Origin of the sequence: Klebsiella aerogenes, assembly GCA_029027985.1 — a bacterium.
GTDB lineage: Bacteria > Pseudomonadota > Gammaproteobacteria > Enterobacterales > Enterobacteriaceae > Klebsiella > Klebsiella aerogenes_A.
Genome location: CP119076.1, coordinates 3,998,502 through 4,013,254 on the forward strand (window position 1 = coordinate 3,998,502; position 14,753 = coordinate 4,013,254).

The following is a 14,753-nucleotide window of genomic DNA, read 5'->3' on the forward strand; positions in this document are numbered from 1 at the left end:
CTATCATGTCCGAGCCGAAACGGCTGTTTTTCGCCCTTGAGCTGCCGAAAGCGATACAAAAACAGATTATCCACTGGCGCGCCACCCATTTTGCCGATGATGCCGGAAGGCCGGTCGCCGCCGATAACCTGCACCTGACGCTGGCGTTTCTCGGCGATGTTAGCGCTGAAAAGCAGCGCGCGCTGTCGGCCATGGCCGGGCGCATTCAGCAGCCGGCGTTTACCCTCACGCTCGACGATGCTGGCCAGTGGCTGCGCTCGCGAGTGGTATGGCTCGGCACCCGCCAGCCGCCGCGCGGCATGCTGCAATTAGCCAACATGCTGCGCGCTCAGGCGGCGCGTAGCGGCTGCTATCAAAGCCCGCAGCCGTTTCACCCCCATATCACCCTGCTGCGCGATGCGCGCCATGCGGTGCCGATCCCGCCGCCGGGTTTTCAATGGCAAGTGCCGGTCGATGATTTTGTGCTTTATGAGTCCAGCTTTAGCCGCGGGCGCACCCGCTACCGCGCGCTGGAACGTTATCCATTTACCAAGGATGCCTGATGCAGTTCACTCCGCCTTTGCAGTCCGCCACCTTAATTAAACGTTACAAACGATTTCTGGCTGATGTCATCACGCCGGAGGGTCAGGAGTTAACGTTACACTGCCCGAATACCGGCGCCATGACCGGTTGCGCTACGCCGGGCGATACTGTCTGGTATTCCACTTCCGATAATCCTAAACGTAAATACGCGCACACATGGGAACTAACGGAAACCCAGCAAGGTGCCGTAATATGCGTCAATACGCTGCGGGCAAATACCCTGGCGAAAGAAGCGGTACTCGCTGGAAACATACCCGCGCTGACCGGGTATAACATTCTGAAAAGTGAAATAAAATATGGCGAAGAAAATAGCCGTATTGACCTTATGTTACAGGCAGAAGGCCGCCGCAACTGCTATATTGAAGTGAAATCGGTTACGTTGGCGGAAAAAGAGTACGGTTACTTCCCCGATGCCGTTACCGAGCGCGGTCAGAAGCACCTGCGGGAGCTGATGAGCGTGGCGGCCGCAGGCCATCGGGCAGTGATTTTATTCGCCGTACTGCATTCGGCGATAAACCGTTTCTCACCCGCGCATCATATTGATGCCAAATACGCACAGCTGTTGATAGAGGCGCAGGAAAAGGGGGTAGAAATTCTCGCCTGGAAAGCGGAACTTTCTACCGAAATGATGACTCTGAATAAGCCGATCGCCGTGGCGTTAACCCCCGGTAATTAAAAGGCTAAATTATGTCCGGTTCGCGAGCGCAAATACGCTTTTCTTCACAGCGTTGTCAAGTGTAACGTTTAGATAATTGCTATCCGGAAAAGCATCTGCTATTTATAGCGGCCTGATTTTTCCCCCACATGGGGATCGATAGTGCGTGTTAAGGAGAAGCAACATGCAAGAAGGGCAAAACCGTAAAACATCGTCCCTGAGTATTCTCGCCATCGCTGGGGTGGAGCCGTACCAAGAGAAACCGGGCGAAGAGTATATGAACGAAGCCCAGCTGGCGCACTTCAAGCGCATTCTTGAAGCATGGCGTAATCAACTCAGGGATGAAGTGGATCGCACCGTAACGCATATGCAGGATGAAGCTGCTAACTTCCCGGATCCGGTCGACCGTGCCGCTCAGGAAGAAGAGTTCAGCCTGGAGCTGCGTAACCGCGACCGCGAACGTAAACTCATCAAAAAGATTGAGAAAACACTGAAAAAAGTCGAAGACGAAGACTTCGGCTTCTGCGAATCCTGTGGCGTGGAGATTGGCATTCGCCGTCTGGAAGCGCGTCCAACAGCTGATCTGTGCATTGATTGCAAGACGCTGGCGGAAATTCGCGAAAAACAGATGGCGGGTTAATTCCCAGCTACCTCACTCTCTGGCGGGAGTTTCTCCCGCCTGATTCCCTTTGTGTTTAACATGACCGATTCAGACTATATAGGGCGCTTTGCTCCCTCACCTTCCGGCGAACTTCACTTCGGCTCATTAATCGCCGCCCTCGGCAGCTATCTGCAGGCGCGCGCGAAAGGCGGTATCTGGCGCGTGCGCATTGAAGATATCGACCCGCCGCGTGAAGTGCCTGGCGCCGCCGACACGATTCTGCGACAGCTTGACCATTACGGCCTGCATTGGGACGGCGAAGTGCTGTGGCAATCCCAGCGCCACGATGCCTACCGCGAACGTCTCGCCTGGTTGCGCGACCAGGGACTCTGCTACTACTGCACCTGCACCCGCGCGCGCATTCATACGGTTGGCGGGATCTACGACGGCCACTGCCGCGATTTACGCCTCGGCGCCGATAACGCCGCGCTACGCCTGCGCCAGACTCGTCCGGTACTGGCATTTTACGACCAACTGCGCGGCACCCTTGTTGCCGACGAGCCGCTGGCGCGCGAGGATTTCATTATCCATCGCCGCGATGGGCTGTTCGCCTATAATCTGGCGGTGGTGGTTGACGATCATTTTCAGGGCGTCAGCGAAATCGTCCGCGGCGCCGATCTTATTGAGCCGACGGTGCGACAGATTTCCCTGTATCAGCACTTCGGTTGGCAGGTACCGAACTACGTTCACCTGCCGCTGGCGCTGAACGCCGAAGGCAATAAACTTTCCAAACAGAACCACGCCCCAGCCCTATCGGAAGGCGATCCGCGCCCGGAAATTGTGCGGGCATTAACATTTTTGAATCAGGATGTCGCCGAGGATTGGCAAGCGCTGAATATTGACGATTTACTCAAACAAGCGGTAGCCAACTGGCGACCAGCAAAAATCCAGCATTCTCAAATGGCTCCTGCTGAGCTATGATTAGCCGCTATTTTTGCTCGTCGCCCTTCAAGTTGCCCCTGTATTGGCCGCGCTTGTTCACTCCAGCCGCATAGTTTGCTATGCCTGCGGGACTCGCAAGTTTGCCATCTAAATGCAGCCTGAAGCCCATAGAGTAATGTTTTATCCGAAGTTCGTCTGACACTACGAGGTGCACCATTTTTACCCGAGTCGCTAATTTTTGCCGCAAGGTGCTAAGCCGTGAAGAGCGCGAGGCAGAGGCCGCCGCCGTCGAACAAACGCATATGACGGTGATCCCGCGTGAACAGCATGCAATTTCCCGCAAAGATATCAGTGAAAATGCGCTCAAGGTGCTCTATCGACTGAACAAGGCGGGCTACGAAGCTTACCTGGTCGGCGGCGGTGTTCGCGACCTGTTGCTGGGCAAAAAACCAAAAGATTTCGACGTCACCACCAGCGCCACCCCGGATCAGGTACGTAAACTGTTTCGCAACTGCCGCCTGGTCGGCCGCCGCTTCCGCCTGGCGCACGTGATGTTCGGGCCGGAAATCATTGAAGTCGCCACTTTCCGCGGCCATCATGAAGGCCACACCACCGATCGCGTCACGTCACAGCGCGGTCAGAACGGCATGCTGCTGCGCGATAACATCTTCGGCTCCATCGAAGAAGATGCCCAGCGCCGTGACTTCACCATCAACAGTCTTTACTACAGCGTGGCAGACTTCACCGTGCGCGACTACGTCGGCGGCATGCGCGATCTGCAGGAAGGCGTGATCCGCCTGATTGGCGATCCGGAAACCCGCTACCGTGAAGATCCAGTGCGCATGCTGCGCGCAGTGCGCTTCGCCGCCAAGCTCAATATGCGCATCAGCCCGGAAAGCGCCGAACCGATCCCGCGTCTGGCGACCCTGCTGCACGACGTGCCGCCCGCACGTCTGTTTGAAGAAGTGCTGAAGCTGCTACAGGCAGGTTATGGTTATGAAACCTACCAGTTGCTGCGCGAATACAACCTGTTCCAGCCGCTGTTCCCGACCATCACCCGCTACTTCACCGAGCGCGGCGATAGCCCGATGGAACGCATCATTATCCAGGTGCTGAAGAACACCGATAATCGCCTGCATAACGACATGCGCGTTAACCCAGCGTTCCTGTTCGCGGTGATGTTCTGGTATCCGCTGCTGGAAATGGCGCAGAAAATCGCTCAGGAGAGCGGGCTGGCCTATTACGACGCCTTCGCGCTGGCGATGAACGATGTACTGGATGAAGCCTGCCGTACCCTGGCGATCCCCAAACGTATCACCACCCTGGTCCGTGATATCTGGCAGCTGCAGCTGCGCATGTCCCGCCGTCAGGGTAAGCGCGCGTGGAAGCTGATGGAGCATCCGAAATTCCGCGCCGCCTATGACCTGCTTGAACTACGCGCCAGCGCCGAGAACAACCACGAACTGCAGCGTCTGACCAAATGGTGGGGCGAGTTCCAGGTGGCCGCGCCGCCTGCGCAGAAGGATATGCTCAACGATCTCGGCGACGATCCGGCCCCGCGCCGTCGTCACCGCCGTCCGCGCAAACGCGCGCCGCGCCGCGAAGGCAGCGCATGACCCTGGTCTATATCGCCCTTGGCAGCAATCTCGCCTCGCCTCTTGAGCAGGTGAACGCTGCTATTCGCGCGCTGTCCGGGATCCCGGACAGCCGCGTAGTTCGCGTCTCTTCGCTGTACCGGACGCCGCCGCTGGGGCCGCAGGATCAACCTGACTACCTCAACGCTGCCGTCGCGCTTGAAACGTCGCTGTCGGCGGAAGCGCTGCTCGATCACACCCAACGTATCGAGTTGCAGCAAGGGCGCGTGCGCAAAGCGGAGCGTTGGGGTCCGCGCACGCTGGACCTCGATATCATGTTGTTTGGCGATGCCGTCATCAGCAGCGAACGCCTGGCGGTACCGCACTACGATATGAAAAACCGCGGCTTTATGCTCTGGCCGCTGTTCGAAATCGCCCCGCAACTCCACTTCCCTGACGGTCTTTCCCTCCGCGCGGCGCTAGCCACTCTTGGCGCGGAAAAACCTGCCATCTGGTAATCCCCTACTCCTTTTTTAGCATTTACGGCGATAGTGGTAATCGGTTGCCCAAAATCATTGCCCCCCTGAATGCTGCTGTTAGAATGCCGGTTAATATGACTTTCATCATCAGGAAACGTTATGAAACCGACCACCATTGCCCTGCTGCAGAAATGCAAACAGGAGAAAAAGCGCTTCGCTACTATCACAGCCTACGACTACAGCTTCGCTAAGCTTTTTGCCGATGAAGGCATTCACGTTCTGCTGGTTGGCGATTCGCTGGGAATGACGGTACAGGGCCACGACTCCACGCTGCCGGTGACCGTTGAAGATATCGCCTATCACACCCGCGCGGTACGCCGCGGCGCGCCGAACAGCCTGCTGCTCGCCGACCTGCCGTTTATGGCCTACGCCACGCCGGAGCAAACTTTCGACAATGCCGCCGTGGTGATGCGCGCTGGCGCCAATATGGTGAAGATCGAAGGCGGAGCCTGGCTGGCGGACACCGTTAAGATGCTGGCGGAACGTGCGGTACCGGTCTGCGGTCACCTCGGCTTAACGCCACAGTCGGTGAATGTTTTCGGCGGTTATAAAGTGCAGGGTCGCGGCGATGCGGCGCAGACGCTGTTTGATGACGCGTTGGCGCTGGAAGCGGCTGGCGCGCAGCTGCTGGTACTGGAGTGCGTACCGGTAGAACTGGCCAAACGCATCACCGAAGCCCTGACTATTCCGGTTATCGGCATCGGCGCGGGTAACGTGACCGATGGACAGATCCTGGTGATGCATGACGCTTTCGGCATTACCGGCGGCCATATCCCCAAATTCGCGAAGAATTTCCTCGCAGAAGCGGGCGACATCCGCGCCGCGGTACGGCAGTATATTGCCGAAGTCGAATCCGGTGTCTATCCGGGCGAAGAACATAGTTTCCATTAAGGAGTCTTGTTGTGCTGATTATTGAAACCCTGCCGCTGCTGCGCCAGCATATCCGTCGTTTACGCCAGGAAGGCAAGCGCATTGCGCTGGTTCCCACCATGGGCAACCTGCACGATGGTCATATGAAGCTGGTTGATGAAGCCAAAGCCAGCGCGGATGTCGTGGTGGTCAGTATCTTCGTGAATCCCATGCAATTTGATCGCCCTGACGATCTGGTGCGCTATCCGCGTACCCTGCAGGAAGATTGTGAAAAGTTGAACAAGCGCAAAGTCGATTTTGTCTTTGCGCCAGCACCGGCGGAAGTTTATCCGCAGGGTACCGAAGGCCAAACCTTCGTTGACGTCCCTGGCCTGTCGACCATGCTGGAAGGCGCCAGCCGTCCGGGTCACTTCCGCGGCGTCTCGACCATCGTCAGCAAGCTGTTCAACCTGGTGCAACCGGATGTCGCCTGCTTCGGCGAGAAAGATTTCCAGCAACTGGCGCTGATCCGCAAAATGGTCGCCGATATGGGCTACGACATCGAGATCGTCGGCGTACCGATTATCCGCGCCAAAGATGGCCTGGCGCTGAGCTCGCGCAACGGCTATCTGACCGCCGAGCAGCGTAAAACCGCCCCGGGCCTGTACAAGGTACTGAGCGAAGTGGCGGAAAAACTGACGGCTGGCGAGCGTAACCTCGAAGAGATCATTGCCATCGCCGAGCAGGCGCTCAACGAGAAAGGTTTTCGTGCCGACGATATCCAGATCCGCGATGCCGACACTCTGCTGGAGCTGACGGAGGCCAGCAAACGCGCGGTGATCCTGATGGCGGCATGGCTTGGCCAGGCGCGCCTGATCGATAACAAAATTGTTGAGCTGGGCCAGTAGGCCAGAGTTACAATCGGGTAATTTTCTCAAAGCGGGTGCCGTATCCGCTTTGCTACACAAAGGTTGGAAGGTAGAAGTTATGATGCGTAATATGCTGCAGGGCAAACTCCATCGCGTTAAAGTCACGCAGGCTGACCTGCACTATGAAGGTTCCTGCGCCATTGACCAGGATTTCCTTGAAGCGGCCGGTATTCTGGAAAACGAAGCCATTCATCTGTGGAACGTGACCAACGGTAACCGTTTCTCCACCTATGCGATCGCCGCCGAGCGCGGGTCAAAGATTATTTCCGTCAACGGCGCGGCGGCACACTGCGCCAGCGTTGGCGATATTCTGATCATCGCCAGTTTCGTCACCATGTCTGATGAAGAGGCGCGTAGCTGGCAGCCGAAAGTCGCCTACTTCGAAGGCGACAACGAAATGAAACGCCAGGCGAAAGCCATTCCGGTTCAGGTCGCCTGATCCCTCACGGCGCTGCGTTCAGCCGCGGCGCCGGTTTACCCCTGCGGCTGATTGCTGATCAGCCGCGACATCGTCGCTAACGAGTCAGTGCGCAGGATATACACCCGCTTCAGCAAAAATGGATTATCCCCCGGTTTGACCTTCCCTCTCACCGTCGTTACCGCCATGTGAAAACCGGCATCATTAGCCGCCTGGATCGCCGCAGCGTTATAGCCGCCAAACGGATACGAAAGGTAGAGCACATGCGGATTAAACTGCGCCAGCGCCCGCCGCGAACGGGCAAAGTCGAACAGAATATTGTGATAGCTGCGGCTGAGTAAAATCGGATGGCGGGCGGCATCAACCCGATGCAGGAAATGGGTATGCGACTGCACATCAAATACGTCCTGAATCTGCCTAAGCTCAGAGATGCTCATAAACTGCAGCGATTTCGGATCCCACTTCTGCGGGTGGCGTTTAATGCGCGAAGAGATGATGAACGCGGTGGCGTGGAAACCATACTGCTTGAGGATCGGGTAAGCGTAGCGGTTCACCGACTTCAGACCATCATCAAAGGTGATGACCACCGAACGCGCCGGCAGATTGATTTTATTACGCAGATAGCCTTCCAACTGATACATGGTCAGCGTGGTATAGCCCTGGTCGCGCAACCAGGTCATCTGATTACTGAAAGCGCGCACCGACGTCGTTGTTGAAGTATGGCGAAAACGGGTATTTTCCTCATCACGCAGAATGTGGTGATAGGTCAGTACCGGAATGCCGTTATCCTCCTGCGCATCCAGGCTACTCACCCACGCCAGCCGGTTACCAATGCGGATTTGATACCAGGTTTGATTGAGGCGGTCTTTCAGCTTGCTGATAATGGGATAGCGCAGATTGTTAGCCAGCGTCCCGAACGGCGCGCTGCCTACTGACGGGGCGTCATAAACCGGGGTATCTTTCCAGGTCAGCAGATTTTGGTTGCTCAATGGCCGATTTAAATCGCCAAGACTATCCTCAACGCGCCTGCGCCCCTGAACTGGCCCCAGATGTCCCTTATCGATAAAACCGGTGCCAAAGCCAAAATTGAATTCGTAATAGTCCGCGCTGCTCGGCACCACCGCCAGAATTTGCCCGGCACGAACGTTGCCAACGCTCACCACGTGATTGCCCACCTGCGCCCAGATATCCGCATCCTCGGTAATCTGCATATAACGAGCAGGGACACCCTGCTGACTGAGCAAACTGGCGGAAACGCTGATTGAAGTCAGCAGAAAGAAGAACGCAATGACCCGAGCAAGCATACGTATCACACCGATAAACCTGGATTGCCGCCATTGTAACAAAAGCGCTATCAATGCTAATGCTTAATTTCCAAACGTATCGTGCAGCAGGCGGAAGGGCGGATTTTTTTGTTGTTGGTGCCATAGACTGCTCACTGTCGAGCCTCCGGCGCTGACGATAGCCTCACGAAAGGCTTCGCTGTTCAGGGTGTGGCGCAGCAAATACATTTCCTCCAGCAATGGATAACGAATACCGGAGATCACCTCGCAATGGGTATGCTTGTGACTCATCAATGCGGCGGCGCGATACGGCGCAGCGCCGGTTTTATCGGTCAGGAAAATCACCCCGTCGCCGCCGTCCGTCGCGTGCAGCGCGTCGCACATCATGCGGCTGAGCATATTACTGCTCAGATTCCGCCAGTAGTTCACCGCCCGGCATTGCGCCAGCGGACCAAACTTTTTCTCCAGACGATCCAGCATCTCCTGCGCCAGCTCATCATGACAAGTAATAACCCAACCTAACATCGCCTACCTCCTTAGCAGGCAAACAATTTAGCAAGGGAAGCGTTGAGGCGGGGTGATGGGTATCAAAGATTAACGTTTAGCGCCCCGGCAAAGTGCAATGAACCGGGGCGCTGGCACAAAGAATTAGCTGCGCAGGCCACGACCGCGCTGGATGAGATACCAGCACAGCAGGTAAAACGCCACGATGAACACGACCAGCACACCAAACGTCGTGACCAGCGGAACATCGTTAATGCCGAGGAAACCGTAGCGGAAGCCACTAATCATGTAGACGATCGGGTTCAGGTGTGACAGCCCCTGCCAGAACGGCGGCAACAGCGTCAGCGAATAGAACACCCCGCCAAGGTAGGTCAGCGGCGTCAGCACGAAAGTGGGGATCAGGCTGATGTCATCGAAGGTCTTGGCGAAGACGGCGTTAAGCAGACCGGCAAGCGAGAACAGAATCGCCGTCAGGATCAACGTCAGGGCGACAAACAGCCAGGAGTGGACCTGGAATGGCACGAAGAACAGTGAAATCGCCGTCACCAGAATCCCAACGCATAAACCACGTGCAACCCCGCCGCCGACATAACCGGCAATGACTACATGGGTTGGCACCGGCGCCACCAACAGTTCTTCAATGTTGCGCTGAAACTTGGCGCTGAAGAACGACGACGCCACGTTGGCGTAGGCGTTGGTGATCACCGCCATCATGATCAGGCCCGGCACGATAAACTGCATATAGGTGAAGCCGTGCATTTCGCCGATCCGCGAACCGATCAGGTTGCCGAAGATGACGAAATAGAGCGTCATGGTGATCACCGGCGGCACCAGAGTCTGGATCCAGATACGCATAAACCGGTGGATCTCTTTGGTCCAGATGCTTTTCAGCGCGACCCAGTAAAGCTGCATCATGCTGATTCTCCTTTCTTATCGTGCACCAGCGTGACAAACAGTTCTTCCAGACGGTTGGCTTTGTTACGCATACTTAATACCTGCACGCCCTGAGCGCTAAGCTGGGCGAACACGCTGTTGACCCCCTGCTCACGCAGTACTTCGACTTCCAGCGTCGAGGTATCGACCAACCGGTACTGGTAACCGTCGAGGGTCGGCAACGGGCTTTTCGGCGCAAGATCGAGGATAAAAGTTTCCGATTTCAGCTTCGCCAGCAGCGCCTTCATTGAGGTATTTTCCACCAGCTCGCCGCTCTGGATAATACCGATATTACGGCACAGCATCTCCGCTTCTTCCAGATAGTGGGTGGTAAGGATAATGGTGGTGCCTTTGTCATTAAGATCTTTCAGGAACCCCCACATCGAGCGGCGCAGTTCGATATCCACGCCCGCGGTCGGCTCATCGAGGATCAGCAACTTCGGTTCATGCATTAACGCACGCGCGATCATTAAACGACGCTTCATCCCACCGGAGAGCATCCGCGCGCGTTCGTTGCGTTTTTCCCACAAATCGAGCTGTTTTAGATACTTTTCGCTGCGCAGGACCGCTTCTTTGCGCTCAACGCCATAGTAACCCGCCTGGTTAACGACGATCTGCTGCACGGTTTCGAACGGGTTGAAGTTGAACTCCTGCGGCACCAGCCCGAGCTGGCGTTTGGCATTCACCACGTCTTTTTCCAGATCATAACCAAAGACGTTGACCTGGCCGGAGGTTTTATTCACCAGCGAACTAATAATGCCGATAGTCGTGGATTTCCCCGCGCCGTTAGGACCCAGCAGCGCATAAAAGTCGCCAGCTTCGACCTGCAGGTCAATGCCTTTCAGCGCCTGAACCCCGCCGGGATAGGTTTTCTTGAGCTGTTTTAATTCCAGAGCAATGGTCATTAAATGTCTCTTCTCGTGTCATAGCACGTAATTTCCCCAAATAATTCATGTTGCAGCCAACGCACCTGCAGCATGAAGTATGACGGGTAAAGGTTGTTTTCAAAAAGGTGAGCTTACCCTATATTAGCGCAACGCACTTACTTGGTTACAGGCCGTAAACGTCCATGAATGACATAGATACACTCATCAGCAACAATGCACTATGGTCAAAAATGCTGGTAGAAGAGGACCCCGGCTTTTTTGCGACACTGTCGCAAGCGCAAAAACCGCGTTTTTTGTGGATTGGATGTTCCGATAGCCGCGTCCCCGCGGAGCGCCTGACCGGCCTGGAGCCCGGCGAACTGTTCGTTCACCGCAATGTCGCCAATCTGGTGATTCACACCGACCTGAACTGTCTGTCGGTCGTGCAGTACGCGGTTGATGTCCTGGAAGTCGAACACATTATTATTTGCGGCCACTACGGCTGCGGCGGCGTACAGGCAGCGGTTGAAAACACGGAACTAGGGCTGATTGATAACTGGTTGCTGCATATTCGCGACATCTGGTTTAAACACAGCTCGCTGCTTGGCGAAATGCCGGAAGAGCGCCGTCTGGATACTCTTTGCGAACTGAACGTGATGGAACAGGTGTACAACCTGGGACACTCGACGATTATGCAGTCGGCGTGGAAGCGTGGACAAAAGGTTACAATCCACGGTTGGGCCTACGGTATTCACGACGGTCTGCTTCGCGACCTTGATGTGACTGCCGTGAGCCGGGAAACCCTCGAACAGCGCTATCGCCAGGGAATTTCCAACCTCAAAAGCAAGCACGCCAACCACAAATAGCCGTCGCGCTCACCGCCCCGGATAGCATCTGAGCCCTATCCGGGACAGCGAATATCATTACTCGTCCAGCAACGTCACTTTGCCGACGTACGGCAGATGACGATAGCGCTGGGCGTAGTCGATACCATAGCCGACCACGAACTCATCCGGAATCGCAAAGCCCACGAACTCAACCGGCACGTTCACTTCACGGCGGCTCGGTTTATCCAGCAGCGTACAAATCGCCAGAGATTTCGGCCCGCGCAGGCTAAGGATTTCACGCACTTTAGACAGCGTGTTGCCGGAGTCGATGATGTCTTCGACGATCAGCACGTCTTTACCACGAATGTCTTCATCCAGATCTTTGAGGATTTTGACATCACGGGTGGTGGACATGCCGCTGCCGTAGCTGGAGGCGGTCATGAAATCGACTTCATGCGGTACCTGCACCTCGCGGCACAGATCGGCCATGAACATGAATGAACCGCGCAACAGACCCACCAGCACCATTTCGCTGCCGCTGTCTTGATAGCGTTCATTAATTTGACGACCCAGTTCGGCGATACGCGCTTTGATCTCGGCTTCCGGGATCATCACTTCTACAGTATGTTTCATTAAACTAACCATTTGATTCTTAGGATAAATCATCAAAGCCGCTGCTATCGCATCGACGTTGACCGGCAAGCGATACAGTATACCAGCAAAACGAAATCAGCGGTGCAGTGAATAATAAAGCCATATTTGTGATTCCGATCACAGTTGTTAAATCCTATAATTAATTGCAGTTAAAATATTAACAACAAAAGAGTGTCTTTCTATGGCAGAAACAAAATCTCAACAATCACGGCTACTGGTGACGCTGACGGCGCTGTTCGCGGCGTTCTGTGGTCTGTATCTGTTAGTTGGAGGGGTATGGCTGGCCGCTATCGGCGGTTCCTGGTACTACCCTATCGCAGGCCTGGTCATGCTGGCCGTCACCGTCATGCTGTTCCGCGGCAAGCGCGCTGCATTGTGGCTATATGCCGCCCTGCTGCTGGCGACCATGATTTGGGGGGTATGGGAAGTTGGTTTTGACTTCTGGGCGCTGACGCCGCGCAGCGACATCCTGGTCTTCTTCGGCATCTGGCTGATCCTACCGTTTGTCTGGCGTCGTCTGCCAGTACCGTCTGCCGGCGCGGTGAGCGGTCTGGTGGTAGCCCTGCTCATCAGCGGCGGGATCCTGACCTGGGCCGGTTTCCATGACCCACAAGAAGTGAACGGCACGCTGAGCGCCGACGCGACGCCTGCCGCGCCGATCTCCGCCGTCGCCGACAGCGATTGGCCGGCCTATGGTCGTAACCAGGAAGGCCAGCGTTACTCGCCGCTGAAGCAGATCAACGCCAACAACGTGAAGAACCTGAAAGAAGCCTGGGTATTCCGCACCGGCGACCTGAAGCTGCCGAACGATCCGGGTGAAGTCACCAACGAAGTCACGCCGATTAAAGTCGGCGATATGCTCTATCTGTGTACCGCGCACCAGCGCCTGTTCGCGCTTGATGCCGCCACCGGTAAAGAAAAATGGCATTTTGACCCGCAGCTGAACGCCGATCCGTCGTTCCAGCACGTCACCTGCCGCGGCGTCTCTTATCATGAAGCCAAGGCCGATAGCGCGCCTGCCGACGTCGTCGCGGATTGTCCGCGCCGCATTATTCTGCCGGTCAACGATGGTCGTCTGTTCGCCATTAACGCCGATAACGGTAAGCTGTGCGAAACCTTTGCCAACAAAGGTATTCTCAACCTGCAGACCAATATGCCGGTCACTACCCCTGGCATGTATGAACCAACCTCGCCGCCGATTATCACCGACAAAACCATCGTCATTGCCGGGGCGGTCACCGATAACTTCTCAACCCGTGAGCCGTCAGGCGTTATTCGCGGCTTTGATGTGAATACCGGTAAACTGCTGTGGGCCTTCGACCCGGGCGCGAAAGACCCGAATGCGATCCCAAGCGATGAGCATCACTTCACCCTCAACTCACCTAACTCCTGGGCGCCTGCCGCCTACGACGCCAAGCTGGACTTAGTCTATCTGCCGATGGGCGTGACCACTCCGGATATCTGGGGCGGCAACCGTACGCCGGAACAGGAACGTTACGCCAGCTCCATCGTGGCGCTGAATGCAACGACCGGTAAACTGGCATGGAGTTATCAGACCGTACACCACGATCTGTGGGATATGGATATGCCGTCGCAGCCGACGCTGGCCGACATTGATGTTAACGGTAAGACCGTACCGGTTATCTACGCCCCAGCCAAAACCGGCAACATCTTCGTGCTGGATCGCCGTAACGGCGAACTGGTGGTGCCCGCACCGGAAAAACCGGTTCCACAGGGCGCGGCGAAAGGCGACTACGTCGCGAAAACTCAGCCGTTCTCTGAGCTGAGCTTCCGTCCGAAGAAAGACCTGACTGGCGCAGACATGTGGGGCGCCACTATGTTCGACCAGTTGGTGTGCCGCGTTATCTTCCACCAGATGCGCTATGAAGGGATCTTCACCCCGCCGTCTGAGCAGGGCACGCTGGTCTTCCCGGGTAACCTGGGGATGTTTGAATGGGGCGGTATCTCCGTCGATCCAAACCGTCAGGTCGCTATCGCCAACCCAATGGCGCTGCCATTCGTCTCTAAATTGATCCCACGCGGCCCGGGCAACCCGATGGAACCGCCGAAAGATGCCAAAGGCTCAGGTACCGAGGCTGGCGTCCAGCCGCAGTACGGCGTGCCGTTCGGCGTGACGCTGAACCCGTTCCTGTCGCCGTTTGGTCTGCCGTGCAAACAGCCTGCCTGGGGTTATATCTCAGCGCTGGACCTGAAAACCAACGAAGTGGTGTGGAAAAAACGTATCGGTACGCCGCAGGATAGCCTGCCGTTCCCGCTGCCGGTTCCCGTCCCCTTCAACATGGGTATGCCAATGCTGGGTGGCCCAATCTCGACGGCCGGTAACGTGCTGTTTATCGCCGCCACCGCGGATAACTACCTGCGCGCATACAACATGAGCAATGGTGAAAAACTGTGGCAAGCGCGTCTGCCAGCCGGTGGTCAGGCGACGCCGATGACCTATGAAGTGAATGGCAAACAGTACGTTGTCATCTCTGCTGGCGGTCACGGTTCGTTTGGTACGAAGATGGGCGATTATATCGTTGCCTACGCGCTGCCGGATGACGCGAAGTAAGACTGAAAGATGATACCCGGAGTCG

Annotated in this window: 16 protein-coding genes; 11 read left to right on the forward strand and 5 right to left on the reverse strand. The window is 56.2% G+C overall.

What is annotated here, in order from left to right; all coding sequences use genetic code 11:
- The first annotated feature begins 5 nt into the window (after positions 1–5).
- The 9 genes from thpR (at position 6) to panD (ending at position 7,110) form a co-directional block, all read left to right on the forward strand.
- The gene (gene thpR / locus PYR66_18990; protein ID WEF27348.1) at positions 6–542 is read left to right on the forward strand and encodes an RNA 2',3'-cyclic phosphodiesterase; all 537 of its coding nucleotides are present in this window, start codon (positions 6–8) and stop codon (positions 540–542) included.
- The gene (sfsA, locus tag PYR66_18995) at positions 542–1,258 is read left to right on the forward strand and encodes a DNA/RNA nuclease SfsA (GenBank protein ID WEF27349.1); all 717 of its coding nucleotides are present in this window, start codon (positions 542–544) and stop codon (positions 1,256–1,258) included. The genes thpR and sfsA overlap by 1 nt, the downstream gene beginning before the upstream one ends.
- Positions 1,259–1,421: 163 nt before the next feature.
- Complete coding sequence (gene dksA / locus PYR66_19000) at positions 1,422–1,877, forward strand: RNA polymerase-binding protein DksA (GenBank protein WEF27350.1); 456 nt, start codon at positions 1,422–1,424, stop codon at positions 1,875–1,877.
- A gap of 60 nt (positions 1,878–1,937) precedes the next feature.
- Positions 1,938–2,819 carry a tRNA glutamyl-Q(34) synthetase GluQRS gene (gene gluQRS / locus PYR66_19005; protein ID WEF27351.1) on the forward strand — a complete coding sequence of 294 codons (882 nt, stop codon included), beginning with the start codon at positions 1,938–1,940 and terminating at the stop codon, positions 2,817–2,819.
- Positions 2,820–2,995: 176 nt separating this feature from the next.
- Positions 2,996–4,396, forward strand: coding sequence for a polynucleotide adenylyltransferase PcnB (gene pcnB / locus PYR66_19010; protein WEF30505.1), 1,401 nt, complete (start codon positions 2,996–2,998; stop codon positions 4,394–4,396).
- Positions 4,393–4,872: a 2-amino-4-hydroxy-6-hydroxymethyldihydropteridine diphosphokinase gene (gene folK, locus PYR66_19015; GenBank protein ID WEF27352.1), complete on the forward strand. Its 480-nt coding sequence runs from the start codon at positions 4,393–4,395 to the stop codon at positions 4,870–4,872. The genes pcnB and folK overlap by 4 nt, the downstream gene beginning before the upstream one ends.
- Positions 4,873–4,992: 120 nt before the next feature.
- Positions 4,993–5,784, forward strand: a complete 792-nt coding sequence (panB, locus tag PYR66_19020) for a 3-methyl-2-oxobutanoate hydroxymethyltransferase (GenBank protein ID WEF27353.1) — start codon at positions 4,993–4,995, stop codon at positions 5,782–5,784.
- 11 nt (positions 5,785–5,795) lie between these two features.
- Complete coding sequence (gene panC / locus PYR66_19025) at positions 5,796–6,650, forward strand: pantoate--beta-alanine ligase (GenBank protein WEF27354.1); 855 nt, start codon at positions 5,796–5,798, stop codon at positions 6,648–6,650.
- A gap of 79 nt (positions 6,651–6,729) precedes the next feature.
- On the forward strand, positions 6,730–7,110 hold the full coding sequence (panD, locus tag PYR66_19030; protein WEF27355.1) for an aspartate 1-decarboxylase: 381 nt from the start codon (positions 6,730–6,732) through the stop codon (positions 7,108–7,110).
- Between the two features lie 35 nt (positions 7,111–7,145).
- Here panD and PYR66_19035 read toward each other — a convergent pair whose 3' ends face one another.
- From PYR66_19035 to PYR66_19050, 4 genes are all read right to left on the reverse strand, one after another.
- Positions 7,146–8,399, reverse strand: a complete 1,254-nt coding sequence (locus tag PYR66_19035) for a polysaccharide deacetylase family protein (GenBank protein WEF30506.1) — start codon at positions 8,397–8,399, stop codon at positions 7,146–7,148.
- 57 nt (positions 8,400–8,456) lie between these two features.
- Positions 8,457–8,897, reverse strand: a complete 441-nt coding sequence (locus PYR66_19040; protein WEF27356.1) for a PTS sugar transporter subunit IIA — start codon at positions 8,895–8,897, stop codon at positions 8,457–8,459.
- Between the two features lie 123 nt (positions 8,898–9,020).
- The gene (locus PYR66_19045) at positions 9,021–9,791 is read right to left on the reverse strand and encodes an ABC transporter permease (protein WEF27357.1); all 771 of its coding nucleotides are present in this window, start codon (positions 9,789–9,791) and stop codon (positions 9,021–9,023) included.
- Positions 9,788–10,714, reverse strand: coding sequence for an ABC transporter ATP-binding protein (locus PYR66_19050; protein WEF27358.1), 927 nt, complete (start codon positions 10,712–10,714; stop codon positions 9,788–9,790). Before PYR66_19050 ends, PYR66_19045 begins: the two co-directional genes overlap by 4 nt.
- A gap of 164 nt (positions 10,715–10,878) precedes the next feature.
- Between PYR66_19050 and can the strand changes: the two genes are divergently transcribed.
- Positions 10,879–11,541, forward strand: coding sequence for a carbonate dehydratase (gene can / locus PYR66_19055; GenBank protein WEF27359.1), 663 nt, complete (start codon positions 10,879–10,881; stop codon positions 11,539–11,541).
- Positions 11,542–11,598: 57 nt separating this feature from the next.
- Here can and hpt read toward each other — a convergent pair whose 3' ends face one another.
- Positions 11,599–12,135 (reverse strand): hypoxanthine phosphoribosyltransferase, encoded by a 537-nt coding sequence (hpt, locus tag PYR66_19060; protein ID WEF27360.1) that lies wholly within the window; start codon positions 12,133–12,135, stop codon positions 11,599–11,601.
- A 202-nt stretch (positions 12,136–12,337) separates the two neighbouring features.
- On the opposite strand from hpt, the gene PYR66_19065 reads away from it, so the two are divergent.
- On the forward strand, positions 12,338–14,728 hold the full coding sequence (locus PYR66_19065; GenBank protein WEF27361.1) for a glucose/quinate/shikimate family membrane-bound PQQ-dependent dehydrogenase: 2,391 nt from the start codon (positions 12,338–12,340) through the stop codon (positions 14,726–14,728).
- The last annotated feature ends 25 nt before the right edge of the window (positions 14,729–14,753 follow it).